The sequence below is a fragment of the Dactylosporangium sp. NPDC049140 genome (genome assembly GCF_040648435.1).
In genome coordinates, this window is sequence record NZ_JBEZDS010000002.1 from 145413 (window position 1) to 164589 (window position 19177).

General features: G+C 74.2%; 12 protein-coding genes. 10 read left to right on the forward strand and 2 right to left on the reverse strand.

Going from position 1 to position 19177, the window contains the following annotated elements:
- Positions 1 to 80: 80 nt before the first annotated feature.
- Positions 81 to 548 carry a methylmalonyl-CoA epimerase gene (gene mce / locus AB0B76_RS04390; RefSeq protein WP_360369164.1) on the reverse strand — a complete coding sequence of 156 codons (468 nt, stop codon included), beginning with the start codon at positions 546 to 548 and terminating at the stop codon, positions 81 to 83.
- Between the two features lie 74 nt (positions 549 to 622).
- Between mce and AB0B76_RS04395 the strand changes: the two genes are divergently transcribed.
- From AB0B76_RS04395 to AB0B76_RS04415, 5 genes are all read left to right on the forward strand, one after another.
- The gene (locus AB0B76_RS04395; protein ID WP_360369167.1) at positions 623 to 1810 is read left to right on the forward strand and encodes an acetyl-CoA C-acetyltransferase; all 1188 of its coding nucleotides are present in this window, start codon (positions 623 to 625) and stop codon (positions 1808 to 1810) included.
- Positions 1807 to 2769: a methylmalonyl Co-A mutase-associated GTPase MeaB gene (gene meaB, locus AB0B76_RS04400; protein ID WP_360369170.1), complete on the forward strand. Its 963-nt coding sequence runs from the start codon at positions 1807 to 1809 to the stop codon at positions 2767 to 2769. The genes AB0B76_RS04395 and meaB overlap by 4 nt, the downstream gene beginning before the upstream one ends.
- A 63-nt stretch (positions 2770 to 2832) precedes the next feature.
- Entirely contained in the window at positions 2833 to 5880 is a 3048-nt protein-coding gene (locus tag AB0B76_RS04405; RefSeq protein WP_360369172.1) for an FtsX-like permease family protein, read from the forward strand.
- Positions 5877 to 6731 (forward strand): ATP-binding cassette domain-containing protein, encoded by an 855-nt coding sequence (locus AB0B76_RS04410; RefSeq protein ID WP_360369175.1) that lies wholly within the window; start codon positions 5877 to 5879, stop codon positions 6729 to 6731. The genes AB0B76_RS04405 and AB0B76_RS04410 overlap by 4 nt, the downstream gene beginning before the upstream one ends.
- Positions 6728 to 7381, forward strand: coding sequence for an ATP-binding cassette domain-containing protein (locus tag AB0B76_RS04415; protein ID WP_360369178.1), 654 nt, complete (start codon positions 6728 to 6730; stop codon positions 7379 to 7381). Before AB0B76_RS04410 ends, AB0B76_RS04415 begins: the two co-directional genes overlap by 4 nt.
- A 43-nt stretch (positions 7382 to 7424) precedes the next feature.
- Here AB0B76_RS04415 and AB0B76_RS04420 read toward each other — a convergent pair whose 3' ends face one another.
- A complete protein-coding gene (locus AB0B76_RS04420) occupies positions 7425 to 8975 on the reverse strand; it encodes a hypothetical protein (RefSeq protein WP_360369181.1) in 1551 nt (516 codons plus the stop codon).
- A 142-nt stretch (positions 8976 to 9117) separates the two neighbouring features.
- On the opposite strand from AB0B76_RS04420, the gene AB0B76_RS04425 reads away from it, so the two are divergent.
- From AB0B76_RS04425 to AB0B76_RS04445, 5 genes are all read left to right on the forward strand, one after another.
- Complete coding sequence (locus AB0B76_RS04425; RefSeq protein WP_360369184.1) at positions 9118 to 10308, forward strand: hypothetical protein; 1191 nt, start codon at positions 9118 to 9120, stop codon at positions 10306 to 10308.
- A 53-nt stretch (positions 10309 to 10361) separates the two neighbouring features.
- Positions 10362 to 11000, forward strand: coding sequence for an Asp23/Gls24 family envelope stress response protein (locus AB0B76_RS04430; protein ID WP_360369187.1), 639 nt, complete (start codon positions 10362 to 10364; stop codon positions 10998 to 11000).
- Between the two features lie 76 nt (positions 11001 to 11076).
- Positions 11077 to 12801, forward strand: coding sequence for a methylmalonyl-CoA mutase family protein (locus AB0B76_RS04435; RefSeq protein WP_360369190.1), 1725 nt, complete (start codon positions 11077 to 11079; stop codon positions 12799 to 12801).
- Positions 12802 to 12894: 93 nt separating this feature from the next.
- Positions 12895 to 15867 (forward strand): FtsX-like permease family protein, encoded by a 2973-nt coding sequence (locus tag AB0B76_RS04440; RefSeq protein ID WP_360369193.1) that lies wholly within the window; start codon positions 12895 to 12897, stop codon positions 15865 to 15867.
- Positions 15868 to 16130: 263 nt separating this feature from the next.
- Entirely contained in the window at positions 16131 to 19157 is a 3027-nt protein-coding gene (locus AB0B76_RS04445; RefSeq protein WP_360369196.1) for an FtsX-like permease family protein, read from the forward strand.
- Positions 19158 to 19177: the final 20 nt, after the last annotated feature.

Here is a 19177-nt window from a genome sequence, read left to right on the forward strand (position 1 = left end):
CTCCTAACCTCCGCAGGAAAGCGTCGCCGCAGGACGCCCTGGGGCGGAGGTTACTGACCGGTAGCTATGGCCGGAACGGGCTAGTGAAAAACTGCACTAGCGGGTTCGACCAGCTCCACCAGCACACCCCCGGCGTCCTTGGGGTGCACGAAGTTGATGCGGGAGCCGGCGGTACCGCGCCGCGGCTGCTCGTACAGCAGCCGCACCCCGCGCTCGCGCAGCTCGGCGCAGGCGGCGTCGACGTCGGTGACGGTGTAGGCCAGCTGCTGCATCCCGGGCCCGCTGCGCTCCAGGAACTTGGCGATCGTCGACTCCGGCGACAGCGGCGCGAGCAGCTGCAGGCAGCCGCCGTCGGGGGTCGGGCCGACGGAGAGCATCGCCTCCCGCACGCCCTGCTCCTCGTTGGTCTCCTCGTGCACGCAGCGCATGCCGAACACCCGGGCGTAGAAGGCGATGGCCTCGTCGAGGTCGGCCACGGCGATGCCCACGTGGTCGATCCGCTGGATGCCGATGGGTGATATATCCAACTTCTGGCCCGAGGTCTCCATGGCGATAGTCTGAACTGAATCCACGTTCAGGTCGCGACGGTGCGATGTGAACCTTCTCTCGGAGGACTCCTGCGATGACTCAGTCGGTGATTGTCAACGGCGCGCGCACGCCGATGGGCCGCCTGCTCGGCGCCCTCAAGGACTTCCCGGCGACGAAGCTCGGCGAGGTCGCGATCCGGGCCGCGCTGGAGCGCTCCGGGGTCGCGCCCGAGCAGGTGCAGTACGTCATCATGGGCCAGGTTCTGCAGGCCGGCGCCGGGCAGATCCCCGCGCGCCAGGCCGCGGTGGGGGCCGGGATCCCCATGCACGTCCCCGCGCTCACGATCAACAAGGTGTGCCTCTCCGGCCTCGACGCCATCGCGCTGGCCGACCAGCTCATCCGCGCGGGCGAGTTCGACATCGTCGTGGCCGGCGGCATGGAGTCGATGACCAACGCGCCGCACCTGCTGGTCGGGCAGCGGCAGGGGTACAAGTACGGCGACGTGGTGATCAAGGACCACATGGCCCTCGACGGCCTCACCGACGCCTACGACCAGGTCTCCATGGGCGAGTCGACCGAGCGGCACGTGGCCCGCCTCGGCATCAGCCGCGAGGCCCAGGACGCGTTCGGCGCGGCCAGCCACCAGCGGGCCGCCGCCGCGCAGAAGAACGGCCACTTCGCCGAGGAGATCGTTGCGGTCGAGATCCCGCAGCGTAAGGGCGAGCCCCTGGTCGTGACCGACGACGAGCAGATCCGGCCCGAGACCACGGCGGAGAGCCTGGCCAAGCTGCGCCCGGCGTTCGCCAAGGACGGCACCATCACCGCCGCGACCTCCTCGCCGATCTCCGACGGCGCCTGCGCCGTGGTCGTGATGAGCAAGGCCAAGGCCGAGGAGCTGGGCCTGGAGTGGCTGGCCGAGATCGGCGCCCACGGCAACGTGGCCGGCCCGGACAACTCGCTGACCAGCCAGCCCTCCAACGCCATCAAGCACGCGCTGGGCAAGGCCGGACTCACCGCGGCCGACCTCGACCTGATCGAGATCAACGAAGCCTTCGCCGCCGTCGGCGTGCAGTCCACCGCCGACCTGGGCGTCGACCCGGCAATCGTCAACGTCAACGGCGGCGCGATCGCGCTGGGCCACCCGATCGGCATGAGCGGCGCCCGCCTCGCCCTCACCCTCGCGCTGGAGCTGCGCCGGCGCGGCGGCGGCCTCGGCGCGGCCGCCCTGTGCGGCGGCGGCGGCCAGGGCGACGCCCTCCTGCTGCGCGTGCCCAAGCGGTGACGATCCGCCGCTCGCGCGACGTGCCGACGCTCGTCGACGCCGCCCGGGAGGGCGACCCGCGGGCCGTGGCGCGCCTGATAAGCCTGGTCGAGGACGGCGACGAGGCGCTGCCGGCCATCGCGGCGGCCCTCGCGCCGCGCACCGGCGCGGCCGCCGTCATCGGGCTGACCGGCTCGCCGGGCGTGGGCAAGTCGACCACGACCAACGAGCTCGTCCGCGCGTTCCGCAAGGCGGGCCGGCGCGTCGGCGTGCTCGCCGTCGACCCGTCGAGCCCGTTCACCGGCGGCGCCATCCTCGGCGACCGGGTGCGCATGCAGGACCACGCCACCGACCCCGGGGTGTACATCCGCTCCATGTCCAGCCGGGGCCACCTGGGCGGGCTGTCCGCGGCCACGCCCCAGGCCGCGCGGGTGCTCGAGGGCGCCGGCTGTGACCCCGTCGTGGTCGAGACCGTCGGCGTCGGCCAGGCCGAGGTCGAGATCGCCGGGCTGGCCGACACCACCGTCGTGCTGCTGGCCCCCGGCATGGGCGACGCGATCCAGGCGGCCAAGGCGGGCGTGCTCGAGATCGCCGACGTGTTCGTGGTGAACAAGGCCGACCGCGACGGCGCCGACGCCACGTACCGGGACATTCAGGGCATGATCGGCCTCGGCGAGCGCGCCGCCGGGCAGTGGCGCCCACGCGTCGTGCGCTGCGTCGCCGCGCGCGGGGAGGGCATCGACGAGCTGGTCGAGGCGATCGAGGCGCACCGTGCGTACCTGCACGACTCCGGCGAGCTCGACACCCGGCGCAGGCGGCGGGCCGAGGCCGAGATCGAGGCGATCGCCCTGGGCACGCTGCGGGCCCGGATGAAGGACGTGCGCCGGGGCGACGCCCTGGCCACGCTGGCCCGCGACGTCGCGGGCGGCCGCACGGACCCCTATGCGGCGGCCGATGCCCTGCTGGCCCAGCTCGGCTAGCGCCTGACCGGACGCTAAGGTCTGCGGGTCAACCACCGCTAGACCAGCACATTGGGGGCTCACGTGACGGCCTGGACCGTCATGTTGCGTGGCATCAGGTACCGGGCCGGCCGGTCGTTCGTGGTCTTTCTCCTCGCCGTGACGGCGACCACGGCGGCCGTGCTCACCCCCGCGTACAGCCGTGCCGCGCAGCAGTCCGTCCTCACCGACGGCCTGTCCGTCGCGTCCACCGACGCGACCGGGCTGACCGTCGGCGCGCAGGGCACGAAAGACAGCGCCGCGTACCTGGACCTGGCCGAGATCCGGCTGGCCACGAACGCGGCCCTCGACCAGGACCAGCTGCTCGCCGACCGGCTCGACCGCCCGGTCGCGGCCATCGACACGGAGGTCACCTACGCCGAGGCCGGCGCCCGCCTCGCCTACCGCCAGGACGTCTGCGGCCAGCTCGAGCTCGCCGGCGCCTGCCCCGACAACCCGGGCGAGGTCGCGGTCAGCCGCCGCACCGCCGACGCGCACCACCTCAAGCCCGGCGACCCGCTCGTCGTGCACCTCGGCCCGGCCGGCGCCGGGCGGGACAAGACCTTCAAGATCACTGGGCTGTACACCCCGAAGGACGCCGACGCCGCGTACTGGGGGCGCACCGCGTACTTCAGCGCCGGCTCCGGCGGCGACGGGGAGCGGGCCGACGCGCTGTTCAGCCTGACCGAGGACGACCTGCGGGCGGAGCCGGCGGCGACGCTGTCGACGCGGCTGGAGTACCCGCTGCGCGCCGGTCGCGTCCGCCTCGACGACGTCGCCGGCCTCCGCGCGAGCCTGCGCACGCTCGCCGACCGGATGCGCGGGCGCGAGCTCGAGGTCACCACCACGCTGCCGTCGGTCCTGCAGGGCATCGACGCGGACCAGGGCGCGATCGCGCGGACGGCGCCCGTCATCGCGGTGCCGCTGCTGCTGTTGTGCTGGTTCGTGCTCTTCCTGCTCGTCGCGTCGCTCACCGAGGAGCGTGGCCCGGAGATCGCGCTGGCCAAGCTGCGCGGCCATCCGGCCGGGCGCGCGGCCCGCTTCGGCCTCGGGGAGGTGCTGCTGCTCACCGCCGCCGCCGTCCCGGTCGGCCTCGTCGCCGGGCTCGGGCTCGTCCAGATCGCCGCGGGGGCGCTGCTCGCCCCCGGGGTGCACGCGGAGCTGCGCTGGCCGGTCCTCGCCGCGGCCGGGATCGCCCTGCTCGCCGGCGTCGTCGCCGCGCTGCTGGCCGCCCGGGCCACGCTCGCCCGCCCGGTGCTCGGCCTGCTGCGCCGCGTGCCCGAGCGCGGCGGCTGGAAGGCCGGGCTCGCCGAGGGCGTCGTCGTCGCCCTCGCCGCGGCCAGCCTGGTCGCCGCCGCCGGCGACCGCACCTCCCCGCTGGCCCTGCTCGCCCCGCCGCTGCTCGCGCTGGTGCTCGGCATCGCCGCGGCCCGCCTGCTCGGGCTGTGGTCGGTGGCCCGGCTGCGGCTGGCCCGCCGGCGCGGCCGGATCGTGCCGCTGCTGTCCGCGGCGCAGCTGTCGCGGCGCCCGGGCGGGCAGCGCCTCGTCGTGGTGGTCACCGTGGCCGTCGCGCTGCTCTCCTTCGCCGCGACCGCCTGGGACGTCGCCGCGCGGGCGCGCGGGGACGCCGCCGAGGACGCGGTCGGGGCGCAGCGGGTCTACACGGTCAACGCCCCGCACCCGGACGCGCTGGAGGCGGCGGTGGCCAAGGCTGACCCCGGCGGGCACGCCATGGCGGTGGTACGAGCCAGCCAGCGCTTCGACAACGCCCCCGTCGAGCTGCTCGGGGTGCAGGCCGACCGGCTCGCCGACGTGGCCGTCTGGCGCGGGCACTCCCGCGAGCAGGTCGGCGCCATCGCCGCGCGCCTGCACCCGGCGGCCGCCGACCCGCTGCGCCTGGGCCGCGAGCTCAGCGCCGAGGTGAGCGTCGACGCGCTGCCGGCCAGGCCCGCGCTGCGCCTGGCCGCGATCGTGGCCGACCCCGGGCAGCCGCCGCGCACCATCACGCTCGGCCCGCTGGCCAAGGGCACGCACAGCTACCACGCGGCGCTCGTGGGCTGCGCCGCCGGGTGCCGGCTCATCGGCCTCGCGGTCGGCCGGGCCGCCGGCGGCAGCGACCCGTTCGCCGTCACCCTCGCCGTGCGCGGCCTGACCAGCGACGGCGGCCCGCTCAGCCCCGCCTTCGACCTCGCCGGGCGCTGGCTGGCCCGGCCGGCCGCGGCCGGCGGGGCGACGGTGACCGTGCACGCGGGCGCGGCCCTGGGCATCGACGTCTCCGGCAGCGACCCGGCCGACGCCGTGGTCGAGCACGTGGACACCCCGGACACGCTGCCGGCGGTGCTCGCCGGCGGCGCGCCGACCGACGACGCCCGGGCCGCCGCGTTCAGGCTGCCCGGCTTCTCGGACCAGCCGCAGCCGTTCACGGTCGCGGACCGCGCCGACAGCCTCCCGCGGGCCGGCCGCCGGGCGGTGATGTTCGACCTCGACTACGCCACCCGCATGGCGGAGCGCACCGCGAGCCTCGCCGACAACGGCAACCTGCGCTACGAGGTGTGGGCCGGGGCCGGCGCGCCGGCGGACCTGGGCGCCCGGCTCGGGGCCCAGGGCGTGCAGGTGCTCGGCACCGAGTCGATCGACGGGTTCACCGACCGGCTCGCCCGGGGCGCCCCCGCGCTCGGGCTCTGGCTCTACCTGCTGGCCGGGGGCGCGGCGATCCTGCTGGCGCTCGGCGTCGTGCTGCTCAGCGCGTACGTCGGGGTGCGGGCCCGCCTCTACGAGCTCGCCGCGCTGCGGGTCGCCGGGGTGCGGGCCGGGCAGCTGCGGCGGGCGTTGTTCCGGGAGTACCGCGCGCTGCTCGGCCTGCCGCTCGTCGTCGGGCTGGCCGCCGGGATCGCCGGTGCGCTGGTCATGCTGCCCGGGATACCGCTCGTGAGCGTCGGGGAGCCGGCCGGCTCGTTCTCCTACGAGCCCGCGTTCGGCGCGCTGCCGGTCGCGCTCGGGCTGACCGTGCTGGGGCTGCTGGTGACCGTGGCACTGGTGCTGCGGCTGCTCGGGCGGGCCACGCCGGCGCGGCTGCGGGACGGTGCCCAGTGACCGGGCTGGCGGTCATGTGCCGCGGGCTGGTGTACATCTATCGGCTGGAGGGGTACGACGTCGTCGCGCTGTCCGGGGTCGACCTGGACATCTCGGCCGGCGAGTCGGTCGCCCTGCTCGGCCCCTCGGGCTCGGGCAAGTCCACGCTGCTGTCGCTGCTGGCCGGGCTCCTGCCGCCGTCGGCCGGGCGGCTCACGGTCGGCGCGCACGACCTCGTGCGGGCCACGGGAGCCGAGCTGCAGGCGATGCGCGCGGCCGACGTCGGGGTGGTGCTGCAGGGGGCCTCGCGCAACCTGCTGCCGTACCTCACCGCCGAGCAGAACATCCGATTCGCCCAGCGGGGAGTGCCCGGCGACCGGCGCCGCGGGCTGCCCGAGCCGCGCGAGGTGCTCGCGACGGTCGGGCTCACCGGGCGCGGACGCAACCGGCAGCGCCCGCAGCGACTCTCTCCTGGTGAGCGCCAGCGGTTGGCGCTCGCCGTGGGGCTGGCCGGACGGCCGGGCCTGCTGCTCGCGGACGAGCCGACCAGCCAGCTCGACACCCGGGCGCGCGACGAGGTGCTCACGGCCCTCGACGCGGTCCGCCGGGCGGGCACGACCGTGGTGGTCGTGACCCACGACCCGGACGTCGGGCGCCGCATGGGCCGGACGGTCACCATCCGCGACGGCCGGGTCGGGGCGGAGGGCCGGCGCGGAGAGGACTACGCGGTCGTGGGTCGCGACGGTACCGTGCATCTGCCGCAGGACGTGCTGCGCATGCTGCCACCGGGAACCCTCGTGGGCGTCGAGCCCCAGCCCGACGGCACCGTGCTGCTGGTCCCGGCTCGAGCCAACGTGGAGGGTGTGCAGTGAAGACACTGACGGTCGATGGGGTCACGGTCGCCTACGAGCGTGACCACCCCGTCCTGCGCGACGTGTCCGTCGTGGTGTCCCCGGGCCAGATCCTGGCCGTGACCGGGCCGTCCGGCGCCGGCAAGACGACGCTGCTGTGGGCGATGGCCGGGCTGCTGCGCCCCGCCGAGGGCGCCGTGACGGTCGACGCGACGCCGCTGCGCGATCGCGACCACGCCGTCGCCGAGCGCGTGGTGCTGATCCCGCAGGACAACGGCCTGGCCGCGATCCTCACCGCGCAGGAGAACATCCAGGTCGCCATGATCGCGGGTGGCGCGCCTCCCGCGGACGCCCGCCGCGCCACCGTCTCCTCGCTGGAGCGCCTCGGCCTCGCCGGCCAGGCCGACCAGCTCGTGGAGGAGCTGTCCGGCGGTCAGCAGCAGCGCACGGCGATCGCGCGGGGCCTGGCCCTGCACGGCGACGTGCTGCTCGCCGACGAGGTGACAAGCGAGCTGGACGCGACCAACCGGCAGAAGGTGATGGAGCTGCTGCAGGAGGAGGCCCGGCGCGGGGCGGCGGTGGTCTTCGCGACCCATGACCCGGAGGCGGCGGCCGCGTGCGACCGCGAGCTGCACCTCTCGGACGGCGCGGCCCAGCTCGTGCGGGGCTGACCCTCCTCCGTAGGGGCGCGGCCTTTCGGCCGCGCCCTTCCGGTCACTCCGCGAGGGCGGCGCGGAGGCCGGTCAGGTCCGCGGGCGCCTTGCGGCGGGTCTCGCCGAGGCGGCGGACCAGCTCCACCAGGGTCTTGCGCTCCTGTTCCATCCGCTGGTCGGCCCGCTCCCGCGCGTGCCGGATGCTGTCCCGCCGGCCGCCCGCCTCCATGCGGCCGGCGAAGATGCCACGGACCCCGACGAACGCGAAGACCAGCGCCACGAGCACGAGCACGACGGCGAACCCGAACGGCACCGCGACCGCCGCGGCGAGCAGCAGGACGGCGGCGGCGAACCAGGCATAGCGCTGCCACGCCTTCGACGGTCCTTCGGGGAAACGCGCTTCGATCGCCCGTTGCAGCCCGTCGACGTCGGCGGGCACCGGCCCGTTGGCCCGGACGCGAACCGACTGCCGCTCGACGACGACCGTCTGCTCCTGCGGGTCGGGCACGTCGGTCTCCGCGCACAGCGCCTCGCCGACCGCGAGCAGGCGGTCCCGCAGCACCCGCCGGGCCAGCGCGCGCGGCCCCGGCGCCTCTCCGAACGCGTCCGCCACCAGCAGCGTCAGCGGCAGCCCCACCGGATCGTCCCAGCGTCTGGCCGGGGTGAGCTCGCGATCGTCGATCACCGCCCGCAGTTCCTTGATCCGCCGCAGCGTCGCCGACTCCTCGTCGCTGCCCTCGTCCACGAGGCCGGGCAGCAGTGCCTCCAGCGCCGCCCGGCTCCCGGCGCCTTCCTCCGGGGCGGCCGCCGGGTCGGTCGACCCGGCCCAGTCCCGCAGGGCGGCGAGGCGGGACCCCGCGGTCAGGGCGGCGACGGCGCCGCGGTCCGAGGCGGACGTCAGGCCCGTCACCGGTACCGTCGCCGGCAGGTCCTGGGTCCGGTCCGTGAGCCAGCGGTCGAGCGCCGCGCGCCGCTCGTCGTCGAGGCCGGTGACCAGGGCGGTCAGCCGCGCGGCGACGAGCTCCCGGGCCGTGTCGCCGAGGTGGCCGTCGGCGGCGGCCGTCCAGACCGCGCGCTCGGCCGCGGTGAGCTGGGTGTCGGCCGCGAGCTCGGGCAGGGCCTCGCCCACCCACCGGACGTCGGCGGCGGCGCCCGACATGACGAGCAGCAGCGCGGTCCGTTGAAGGTCGCGCCCGGCGGCGCGGTCGAGGTCGGCGGAGGGGTCGTCGCCCCGGCTGAGGGCGGCCAGGGCGGACGCGGCGGGGGACAGCCAGTACCCGTCGACGTCGGCCAGGGTGGCGGGCAGGGCCGGGGCGGCGCCGGCCCGGAAGGCCAGGACCTGACGCATCCGGTACCGGGCGCGGGCGGCCTCGTCGAAGCCGGCGAGATCGGCCCGCAGGTCACTGAGCTCGACGAACGCGTCGAAGGACCGGATCAGGCGGCTGAGGCGCTGCTCCAGGGAGCCCTGCAGCCGGGACAGCTGCGAGCGCAGCGCCCGGCTCTCGGCGCGCTGGCCGTCGAGCGAGGACTCGATCTCGCGGATCGCCCGCTGCTGCTTGTAGTCCTGCCAGCTGTCGCTGACGAGCCAGTCCTGGAACGCGCTGTCGGACACCGGGAAGGACCTCCAGTCGATCGATCTCTCCGGCACGGTACCGATGTCGCGCCAATCCGGCAGGGCCGGCCGGGTCCGACTTTTCCCGACAAACGGCGACGTATATGGTTAGACGTCTATGTTTGCTACGGGGAGGTCCGGCATGAGGAAACGTCTGTTGGTGGCCGCTGCGATCGTGGCCGCCGGGGTCGGGGTCGTCGCGGTGCCCGAGGCACAGGCCGCGGCCGGGCCCGTCGCGCTGCCCGCGGGCCAGTACACGCTCGCCGCCGACTACCACCGCTACGACGCGCTCAACGATGCGCTCGCGGGCACGCTCGGCACCGCGGCCGTGCACACCGTCATGGACAACGCCAACCACGACCGGACCGGGATCACCGACTCGCTCGGGATCGCCGGCTTCCAGACCGGGTTCCGGTTCGACAGCGGCGACAACAGCGACTGTGCCAACTATCCGCAGGGCATCACCACCAGCCGCGACGCGGTCGGGACGGCCGGCGGCGGCAACTACGACGGGCATCAGCTCGTGCTCGTGAGCTGGTACACCAAGGACGGCTGCGACGGGGACTCCGCACGCAGCCGGATCACGCTCGTCGACTGGGACGCCACCTACCCGAACAAGTACCGGAAGATCCTGCTCGTCGAGGCCACCGGGACCGCGGCCGCGCCCAGCTTCAAGGACGTGAAGGTCCACGCCGGCGGGGTGTCGTGGTACGGGGACCATTTGTACGTGGCCGACACCGGGCACGGGCTGCGGGTGTTCGACCTGCGCAAGATCCTCGAGACGGACACCGGGGGCACCGCGGACCAGATCGGGCGGCAGGCCGACGGGGCGACGTACTACGCGCACAACTACGCGTACGTGCTGCCGCAGGTCGGAACCGTCACCGCGGCGACCACGTCGGGCACGGCGCTCGCCTGGTCGACCGTCTCGCTCGACCGGGTCGACCGGTCGCTGGTGATGACGGAGTACACCTGCTCGTCCGGCTGCACCGACTACCCGAACCGGGCGCCGCGGGCGGTGCGGTTCCCGTTCGCCGCCGGCGGGACCACGTTCGCCGCGGCCACGACCGCCTCGCAGGCGCTGCAGCTGCCCTGGTACAAGCTCAACGGGGTGGCCTCGCACAACAGGCGCTGGTGGTTCAACTCGTCCGGGTCCAAACAGCTGTACTACTGGACGCCCGCCGACGGCGCCCACACCTACGCGTGGGTGAGCGGCGGGGAGAGCATCAGCTACTGGGAGGACGCGACCGGACCGGACCTGCTCTGGTCGCTGCAGGAGATTGTCGGGCACCGCAATGTCTTCGCTGTGACTCAAGCGACCTACGGGGCCTGATTCGGGAGTACATTGCTCCCGTTTTCCAGACCGGGGACGATGGGGAGAGCGACATGAGCCAGACCGACATTGACGACCCCGACCTGACCGGCGACGCGCTCGCCACGGTCGAGCCGGCCTCCGCGATCGTTCCGGCCCAGGCCGGGGCGCCGGAGCAGGAGCACTCGCGCTTCGACGAGGCGGCCGAGAAGGTCACCACGTTCGCGTCCGGGGCGGCGGACCGGGTGGGCGACTTCGCGGCGAGCACGGCGGCCGCGTCCGGGCGCGTGGCGTCGCAGGTCGTCGACCGGCTGCGCAACAACGCGGAGCTGGCCGCCGACCGCGGTACCACCACCATCGCCGACGAGGTGGTGGAGAAGATCGCCGGGATCGCCGCGCGGCAGGTCGAGGGCGTGTACGACCTCGGCGGCGACGTCGCCCGGGTGTTCGCGTCGGTGCGCGACCGCATCGGGCTCGGCGACGACGAGCGGGAGAACGGCAACCGGGGCGTCACCGTGCGCCTGGAGGGGCGCAACGCCACGGTGCGCGTCACGCTCGTGATCGAGTACGGCTACGTGGTGTACTCGGTGGCCGAGAAGGTGCGCACGCAGGTCATCGGCTCGGTCGAGAACCTGCTGGGCCTCGAGGTGACCGCGGTCGACATCGTCGTGGACGACGTGTACGTCGCGGAGCAGGAGAAGGCGGCCGCTTAGCGCCATCGCTGAGGCCCGCACCGGGAAAGGAGCGGGCCTTAGCGATCGTTCAGGTGGGGCCGCTAGCATCATGGTTATGGACGCCCACGAGATCGCCGACGGGCGCGCCCGCTGGCAGCGCCGCTACGACGAGGCCCGCAAGCGCGACGCCGACTTCACCACGCTGTCCGGCTCGCCGGTCGAGCCGGTGTACGGCCCGCCCGAGGGCGCCGACCTGCCCGGCTTCGAGCGTATCGGCTGGCCCGGCGAGTACCCGTACACCCGCGGCCTGCACGCGACCGGGTACCGCGGGCGGACGTGGACCATCCGCCAGTTCTCCGGGTTCGGCAACGCGCAGCAGACCAACGCGCGGTACAAGATGCTGCTCGGCGCGGGCGGCGGCGGCCTCTCGGTGGCCTTCGACATGCCGACGCTGATGGGCCGCGACTCCGACGAGCCGCAGTCGCTGGGCGAGGTCGGGCACTGTGGCGTCGCGATCGACTCCGCCGCCGACATGGATGTGCTCTTCGACGGCATCCCGCTGGCCGACGTGACCACGAGCATGACCATCTCCGGGCCGGCGGTGCCGGTGTTCTGCATGTACCTGGTGGCGGCCGAGCGGCAGGGGGCCGACCTCTCGCGGCTGGACGGCACGCTGCAGACGGACATCTTCAAGGAGTACATCGCGCAGAAGGAGTGGCTCTTCCCGCCCGAGCCGCACCTGCGCCTCATCGGCGACCTCATGGAGTACACCAACCGGCACATCCCGCGGTACAAGCCGCTGTCGGTGTCCGGGTACCACATCCGCGAGGCCGGGTCGACCGCCGCGCAGGAGCTCGCGTTCACGCTCGCCGACGGCTTCGGCTACGTCGAGCTGGGCCAGTCCCGCGGGCTGGACGTCAACACGTTCGCGCCCGGGCTGAGCTTCTTCTTCGACGCGCACATCGACTTCTTCGAGGAGATCGCCAAGTTCCGCGCGGCCCGGCGCATCTGGGCCCGGTGGCTGCGCGACGTCTACGGCGCCACCAGCGAGAAGGCGCTCTGGCTGCGCTTCCACACGCAGACCGCGGGCGTGTCGCTGACGGCGCAGCAGCCGTACAACAACGTCGTGCGCACCGCCGTCGAGGCGCTCTCGGCCGTGCTCGGCGGCACCAACTCGCTGCACACCAACGCGCTGGACGAGACCCTCGCGCTGCCGACCGACGAGGCGGCCGAGATCGCCCTGCGCACCCAGCAGGTGCTCATGGAGGAGACCGGCATCACCAACGTCGCCGACCCGCTCGGCGGTTCCTGGTACGTCGAGGCGCTCACCGACCGCATCGAGGCCGAGGCGGAGGCGATCTTCGCCCGCATCCGCGACATGGGCCGCAGCCAGGCGACACAGGCCCCGTCGGCGGAGGCGCAGCCGGTCGGCGCCGGGTCCGGCTCGATCACCGCCGGCATCCTGCGCGGGATAGAGGACGGCTGGTTCATGTCCGAGATCGCCGACTCCGCCTTCGCCTACCAGCAGGCGGTCGAGAAGGGCGACAAGCGCGTCGTCGGGGTCAACGTGCACACCGGCTCACTCACCCGCGACCTGGACATCATGCGCGTCTCCCACGAGGTCGAGGTGGAGCAGAAGAAGCTCCTGACCGAGCGGCGCGCGCAGCGCGACAACGCCCTCGTTAAGGAGCGGCTGGAGCGCATGGTGGCGGCGGCCCGCGGCGGGGAGAACATGATCCCGTCGATGCTGGACGCGGCCCGGGCCGAGGCGACGCTGGGCGAGATCTGCGGCGCGCTGAAGGAGGAGTGGGGCATCTACCGCGAGCCCGCGCGGTTCTAGCGATCTCCCGTTACCCAACCGCAATACAAGACCGCAACCGGTACCGTCCCCCGCTGGTCTGTTTACGAACGACCTTGACCACGGGGAGGGGCCTTGCTGGCACTCGTGCTCGCAGCGCTGCGGGCCCGGCGCGTCCAGGCGCTGACGTTGGTGCTGCTCAGCACCCTTGCCGGCGCAGCTGCGGCGGCCGCGCCCTGGTACGTGCTGGCGTCGACGGAACGGATCGCCACGCGGCACGTGGACAACGCGCCGATCCAGGAACGGTCCCTGGAGACCATCGGCGAGGGCCCCGTCGAGGGTGGCTCGGTCGAGGCGCAGATCGCCGCCCAGGCCGAGCTGACCCAGCGCATCGTGGGGCTGTCGGGCTTCGTGACGTACACCGAGGCGTTCCTCGACGGCACGCCCAGCACCGGCAGTTCGCAGGGGACCAAGGGCGGCGGCACCGACGCGCGCAACACCGACTCCCCGCTCGCCGTGCGCACCGACGTCTGCTCGCACGCGACGTTCGAGGGCCGCTGCCCGTCGGCCGCCGACGAGGTCGCGGTGAGCTACCGCACCGCCCGGTGGCTGCGGGTCAAGGCCGGCGACACGCTGGCCTACGGCGCGGTGACGCTGACCAAGCCGCTGCAGCTCAAGGTCGTCGGCGTGTACCGCCCCGACGACCCCGCCGCCCCGTTCTGGAGCAGCAACGCCGACCTCGTCGCGCAGGCCCTGCCGACCAGCGCCCCGCCGGAGATGACCGAGCCGGTCGACGACGCGCTGCTGGCCGCGCCCGCGCTGTTCGACAAGAGCCTGTCCGGCGTCACCATCCGCACGATCGTCGACATGGTCGCGCAGCCGCGGCTGCTCGTCGACAACGCACCCGGGGACGTCACCGACCGGCTGGCCGGGGCGACCGTCGAGGCGGGCAACAACCGGCTGACGCTCAACACCCAGCTGCCCGAGACCATCGGCAAGGTCGAGCGCGACCGGCAGCTGGTGTCCCTGGGCGTGCCGGTCGGCGCCTTCCAGCTGCTCATCCTGTGCTGGTTCGCGCTGTACCTCGCGGTCAAGTACACCGGCGAGGAGCGGCGCCCCGACGTCGGCCTGGTGAAGCTGCGCGGCGCCACCCGCCTGCGCACGTGGGCCCTCGTCAGCGGGCAGAGCGCCCTGCCGATGCTGGCCGGCGCGCTGCTCGGGCTGCCCATCGGCTACGCCGCCGCCACCGCCGTCAACGGGACCATCAACGACACCCGGGTCAACGCGCTCGCGTTCGGGCTGTCGGTCGGCGCGGTCGTCGTGGCCGTGCTCGGCGCCCTGCTCGCCGCGCTGCTGGCCGAGCGCCGCTCGCTCTCCTCCAGCGTCTCCGACCTGCTGCGCCAGGCCTCCGCCCGCAACCGCGTCTGGCGCGACCTGTTCGACCTCGTGCTCGTCGTGCTCGCGGTCGTCGCCGTCTACCAGGTCAAGCACCGCGCCGCGGGCGACGCGGCCGGTCTCGCGCTGCTGGCGCCCGGGCTCGCCGCGCTGGCCTTCGCGCTCGTCGCCGCGCGGCTGATCACGTTCACCGCGGGCCGGATGGTCGAGGGGGCGCTGCGCCACGGCCATCCCGGCCGCGCGCTCACCGCCATCTACCTCGCCCGCCGCCCCGGCGTGCACCGGCTCGCCGCGCTCATGATCGCGACGGTCGCGCTGCTGTGCACGTCGGCGCTGACCTGGAACGCCGGGCGCAGCGCGGGCGAGACCCGGGCCCAGCTCGAGGTCGGCGCGGACAAGGTGCTCACGGTGCGGGCCGAGAACCGCCTCGCGCTGCTCAACGCCGTGCGGGCGACCGACCCGGACGGCAAGTTCGCGATGGCCGCGGTCGCCTCGGTGATCTCCAACAACGACCGGGTGCTGCTCGTGGACAGCCCGCGGCTGGCCGCGGTGGCGACCTGGCGGCCCGAGTACGGGCCGAGCGCCGCCCAGACCGCGGCCCTGCTGCACCCGGCCGCCCCGGCGCCGGTGAGCATGACCGGCGGGGAGCTGACGGCCGACATCACGACCCACTTCGCGACCGAGGAAGCCGGCCGGGTGGTGTACCTCGACGCCGTCTTCGGCAACGCGAAGGGCGAGCGGATCGCCGGCCGGTTCGGCCCGCTCGCCGAGGGCCGGACGACCCTGAAGGCCCCGGTGCCCGGCTGCGAGAGCCCGCCCGGCTGCCGGCTCAGCTCGCTGCAGATCGTGCAGAGCACGCAGGAGCAGAAGATCTTCTTCGCCGCCCGGCCCGGCCCCGACATCGTCGTGCACGGCCTGACCGCGGGCGGCCAGGCGGTGCTGAGCAAGGAACTGCTCGCCGACCGGACGCGCTGGCGCCTCGGCGTCAACGGCAACCCGCCCAACCTCATCGTCACCCCGGTCGCCGACGGGCTGCGCCTGACCGTCGCGCCGGTGCGCAGCAGCGGGGTGAGCGACCCGGGCGTGTACCCGCTCGACACCCCGGCCCCGCTGCCCAGCGTGCGGGCCACCCGGTTGCAGCCGCGGCTGGTGGGTGACCAGCGGGTCAGCTACGGCTCGGTGTCGATCTCGGAGGACGTCGCCGCGACCGCGCGGGCGCTGCCCCGGCTCGGCACCCGCGGCGTGCTCATCGACCTCGAGTACGCCGACCGGCTCGGGGCCGACTTCGGCGCGGGGGAGTCGCTGCAGGTGTGGCTCAACGCGAGCGCCCCGGCGAACATCACGCAGCTGCTGCAGGACCGGGGCCTGATCGTGCTCGGTGAGGAGACGATCGACGGCACCGCCGACCGGTACGCCTCCTTCGGCCCGCCGCTCACCCTGCAGTTCATGCTGCTGTCCGGGATCGTCGGCTTCGCCCTGGCCATCGGGGCCGCGACCGTCGTCGGCGCCGTCGAGCGCCGCCCGCGGGCCCGGGAGCTGGGCGCGCTGCGGTCCCAAGGCGCATCGGCCGGCCTGATAAGACGCGTCGGTATAGAGGGGTACCTCGTGCTGGCCATCTCCTCGCTGGTGTTCGGGCTGATACTGGCCGCGGTCATCCGGGCCTACATCGGCGACGTCCTGCCCTACTTCGCCGACGGTTGGAGCGCGCCGTGAGTGGTCCGGAGCGGAGCGGAGGGGCCGCTCACCATGGGCTCAGTGTTGACTCGCGGCGGTGCCGGAGCGAAGCGGAGGTGCCGTCGTGAGTGGTCCGGAGCGGAGCGGAGGGGCCGCTCACCATGGGCTCAGTGTTGACTCGCGGCGGTGCCGGAGCGAAGCGGAGGTGCCGTCGTGAGTGGTCCGGAGCGGAGCGGAGGGGCCGCTCACCATGGGCTCAGTGTTGACTCGCGGCGGTGCCGGAGCGAAGCGGAGGTGCCGTCGTGATCGGGCTGGCCCTTGCGATGGTGCGGGCTCGGCCCGGGCAGGCCCTCACCGCGTTCCTGCTGGCCGTGTTCGCGATGGCGGCGGCCGTCAGTGCCCCGGTGTACTCCACGACCGCCGACCGCGCCGTGGTGCACAGCCAGGTCGCGGCGGCGCCCACGAGCGAGCGCGTCGTGCAGGCGCGGCGCACCTCGCCCTCGCCCCAGGACCACGAGTTCGAGAACCTGCTGCCGCAGCTGTTCAACGGCGGCGGCTTCGCGAGCGTGTTCAGCACCGAGTACGACATCATGATCGTCCCGGACGACCTGAAGATCGAGCCGATCGCGCCGCGGTTCGTCTACCGCGACGACGTCTGTGCCCACGTGCGCATCACGGCCGGCCGGTGCTTCATCAGCGAGACCGAGGTCATCCTCAGCACCGCGCAGGTGCAGCAGCTCGGAGTGCACATCGGCGACGTGCTGCAGGCCGCCTACGCCAAGACGGACCCGAAGGGCGGCGACTTCTTCGAGGCCGGCAAGCGCGCCCAGCTCACCCTGGTCGGCTCGTACGACCCGATCAACAAGGCCGAGCAGTACTGGTCCGACCTCGACTACTTCAACCCGCGCGCCAGCGCCCGCTTCACGACCGAGCCCGCCCTCGCCGGCCGGCTGACCCTGGAGGCGATGGAGCACGGCCCGGAGAAGCAGGCCCTCGACGTCGTCATCGACGACTCGGCGATCACCCGCGAGTCGCTGGACGGCATCAGCGCCCAGGTGCAGGCCGGCAAGGGCAAGCTCGAGGCGCTGCCCGGCCACGCGGTCGTCAGCACCGGCCTGCCGGCCCTGCTCACGCGCATCGACGGCGACCGCAGCCTGGTGGCCCAGGTCGTTCCGGTGGCGGCGGTACCGCTGGTGCTGCTGTGCTGGTTCGTGCTGTTCATCGCCGTGGCCTCGGCGACCCAGGAGCGGCGGCGCGAGCTCGGCCTGTTCTCCCTGCGCGGCCTCACCGCCCCGCGGCGCTGGTGGCTCGCGGCCGGCGAGAGCATCGTGCCGATCCTGGGCGGCGCCGTCGCCGGCTTCTTCCTCGGCCACTACCTCGTCCGATTCGCCGCCTGGGCGCTGCTGAGCACCTCCTCGGACGTGCCGATCTCGGCCGGGCTGAACTGGTGGGCGGGCGTATCCCTCGGCGGCGCGCTGCTGGCCGCCCTGCTCGCCCAGCGCGCCGAGCTGGCCAAGCGGACCGTCGACCTGCTGCGCAACGTGCCCAGCCGGCTGTCGCGCTGGAGCGCGCCGGTCTTCGAGGTCGTAGTCGTGGTGCTGGCCGCCGTCTCGGTGGTCCAGCTGCGGCGGGGCGGCAGCGGACTGACCGGTTTCGCGCTCGTCGCCCCGTCGGCCGTGGTGATCGCCGTCGCCCTGGTCGCGGCCCGCCTCGTGCTGCCCATCGCCGAGCGCATCGGGCGCCGCGCCTCCCGCCGCGGGCGGATCGGGCCGATGCTGGCCGCCTACGCGCTCTCCCGCCGGCCCGGCACCCAGCGCATCCTCGCCCTCTTCGTCGTCGCGATCGGCCTGCTGGTCTTCTCCGCGACCGCGGCCGGCGCGTCCGCCGACGCCCGGGACCACCGCGCCCGGGTCCAGCTCGGCGCGTCGCGGGTGCTCACCGTCGACCCGCTCACCCGCGCCGCGCTGCTGTCGAAGGTCCGCGCCGTCGACCCCCACGGGCAGTTCGCCATGGCGACCGCGATGCTGCCGCCCGCCGAGGACGGCACGCCGCCGGTGCTGGCCGTAGACAGCCAGGCGCTCGCGGCCACCGCGCTGTGGGACGACTCGCGGATCTCCGCGGCCGAGGCGGCCACGCTGCTGCACCCGCCGCTCGGACGCGACCCGATCCAGGTCGACAACAAGGAGATCTCGCTCGACGTCACCATCGACAAGCTCGTCGACGCGTTCCGGGTGCACTGGGTCGCGGTCGTGGTGCCCGAGGACGGGTCCGACGTCGGCCGCGTCGACCTGGGCGCGGTGACCACCGGCCGCAAGACGTACGTGCGCAACCTGCCGATGTGCGTGAACGGCTGCCGGCTCGCGGCGCTGGAGCTCGAGCAGCCCGAGGAGCGCGGCTTCGACGCCACCGTCGTGCTGCACAGCCTCAGCCAGCACGGCAAGGCCATCGTCGACGAGGCGGGCTTCGCGCAGACCGACAGCTGGCGGGTGCCGGACACGCCGGGGCCGAAGCTGCTCGTGCCGACGCTCACCGGGCAGCAGGACGGGCTGCGGGCCGAGATCTCCAACTACAAGGGCGCCGACACCGCGATGCGGGTCATGCCGACCGACGTGCCCAACCCGCTGCCCCTCATCGCGGCCCGCACCGCCGGGTTCGGCGACCACATCACCGGCCTGGACGGGGCGCTGCAGCCGACCCAGCTCGCCGGCGAGGTCGAGACGGTGCCGCGGCTCGGCTACGGGGGCGGGATCGTCGACCTGGACTACGCCGAGCGGCTCTCGACGGACGGGGGCGACGCGCGGTACCCGCAGATCTTCCTCGGCCCGAAGGCGCCCGCGGACGTCGTGGACCAGCTGCGCAAGCAGGGCCTGACGATCAGCCTCGACCGGCCGCTCGGCCCGGTGCGCGACGCGCTCGACGAGCAGGGGCCGGCCATCGCGCTGCGCTTCCACGAGATGGCCGGGGTGCTGGCGGTGATCCTCGCCGTCGGCGCGCTGTGGCTGGTCGCGAGCCTCGACCGGCAGCGCCGCCGCGGGGAGCTGCGCGCGCTGCGCGCGCAGGGCGTCTCGCGCCGGGACGCGTCCGCCAGCGGCTACCTCGCCCTGGTCGGCACCGCGGTCCTGCTCGCCCCGTTCGCGGCACTGGCCAGCTGGCTGCTGGTGCGCGAGTATCTTCCGGTGTTCAGCGACGACGCCCAGGGCTTCAAGGCCGCATACTGGCCGTCGCCGATGCCCGTCATCGTCGCGTGGGCGGCCGCCGCGGTGGTGCTCGCCGCGGCCGCGGTCGTCGCCGGGGCCAGGCTGCGTGCGGCCGCGACAACGAAGCGCTGAGGGACCACAGCGAGGGAATG

Bases quoted from the DNA above. Each gene is read 5' to 3' on its own strand.
- mce (WP_360369164.1), bottom strand. From the start codon at position 548: ATGGAGACCTCGGGCCAGAAGTTGGATATATCACCCATCGGCATCCAG.
- AB0B76_RS04395 (WP_360369167.1), top strand. From the start codon at position 623: ATGACTCAGTCGGTGATTGTCAACGGCGCGCGCACGCCGATGGGCCGC.
- AB0B76_RS04425 (WP_360369184.1), top strand. From the start codon at position 9,118: ATGAGGAAACGTCTGTTGGTGGCCGCTGCGATCGTGGCCGCCGGGGTC.
- AB0B76_RS04430 (WP_360369187.1), top strand. From the start codon at position 10,362: ATGAGCCAGACCGACATTGACGACCCCGACCTGACCGGCGACGCGCTC.
- AB0B76_RS04435 (WP_360369190.1), top strand. From the start codon at position 11,077: ATGGACGCCCACGAGATCGCCGACGGGCGCGCCCGCTGGCAGCGCCGC.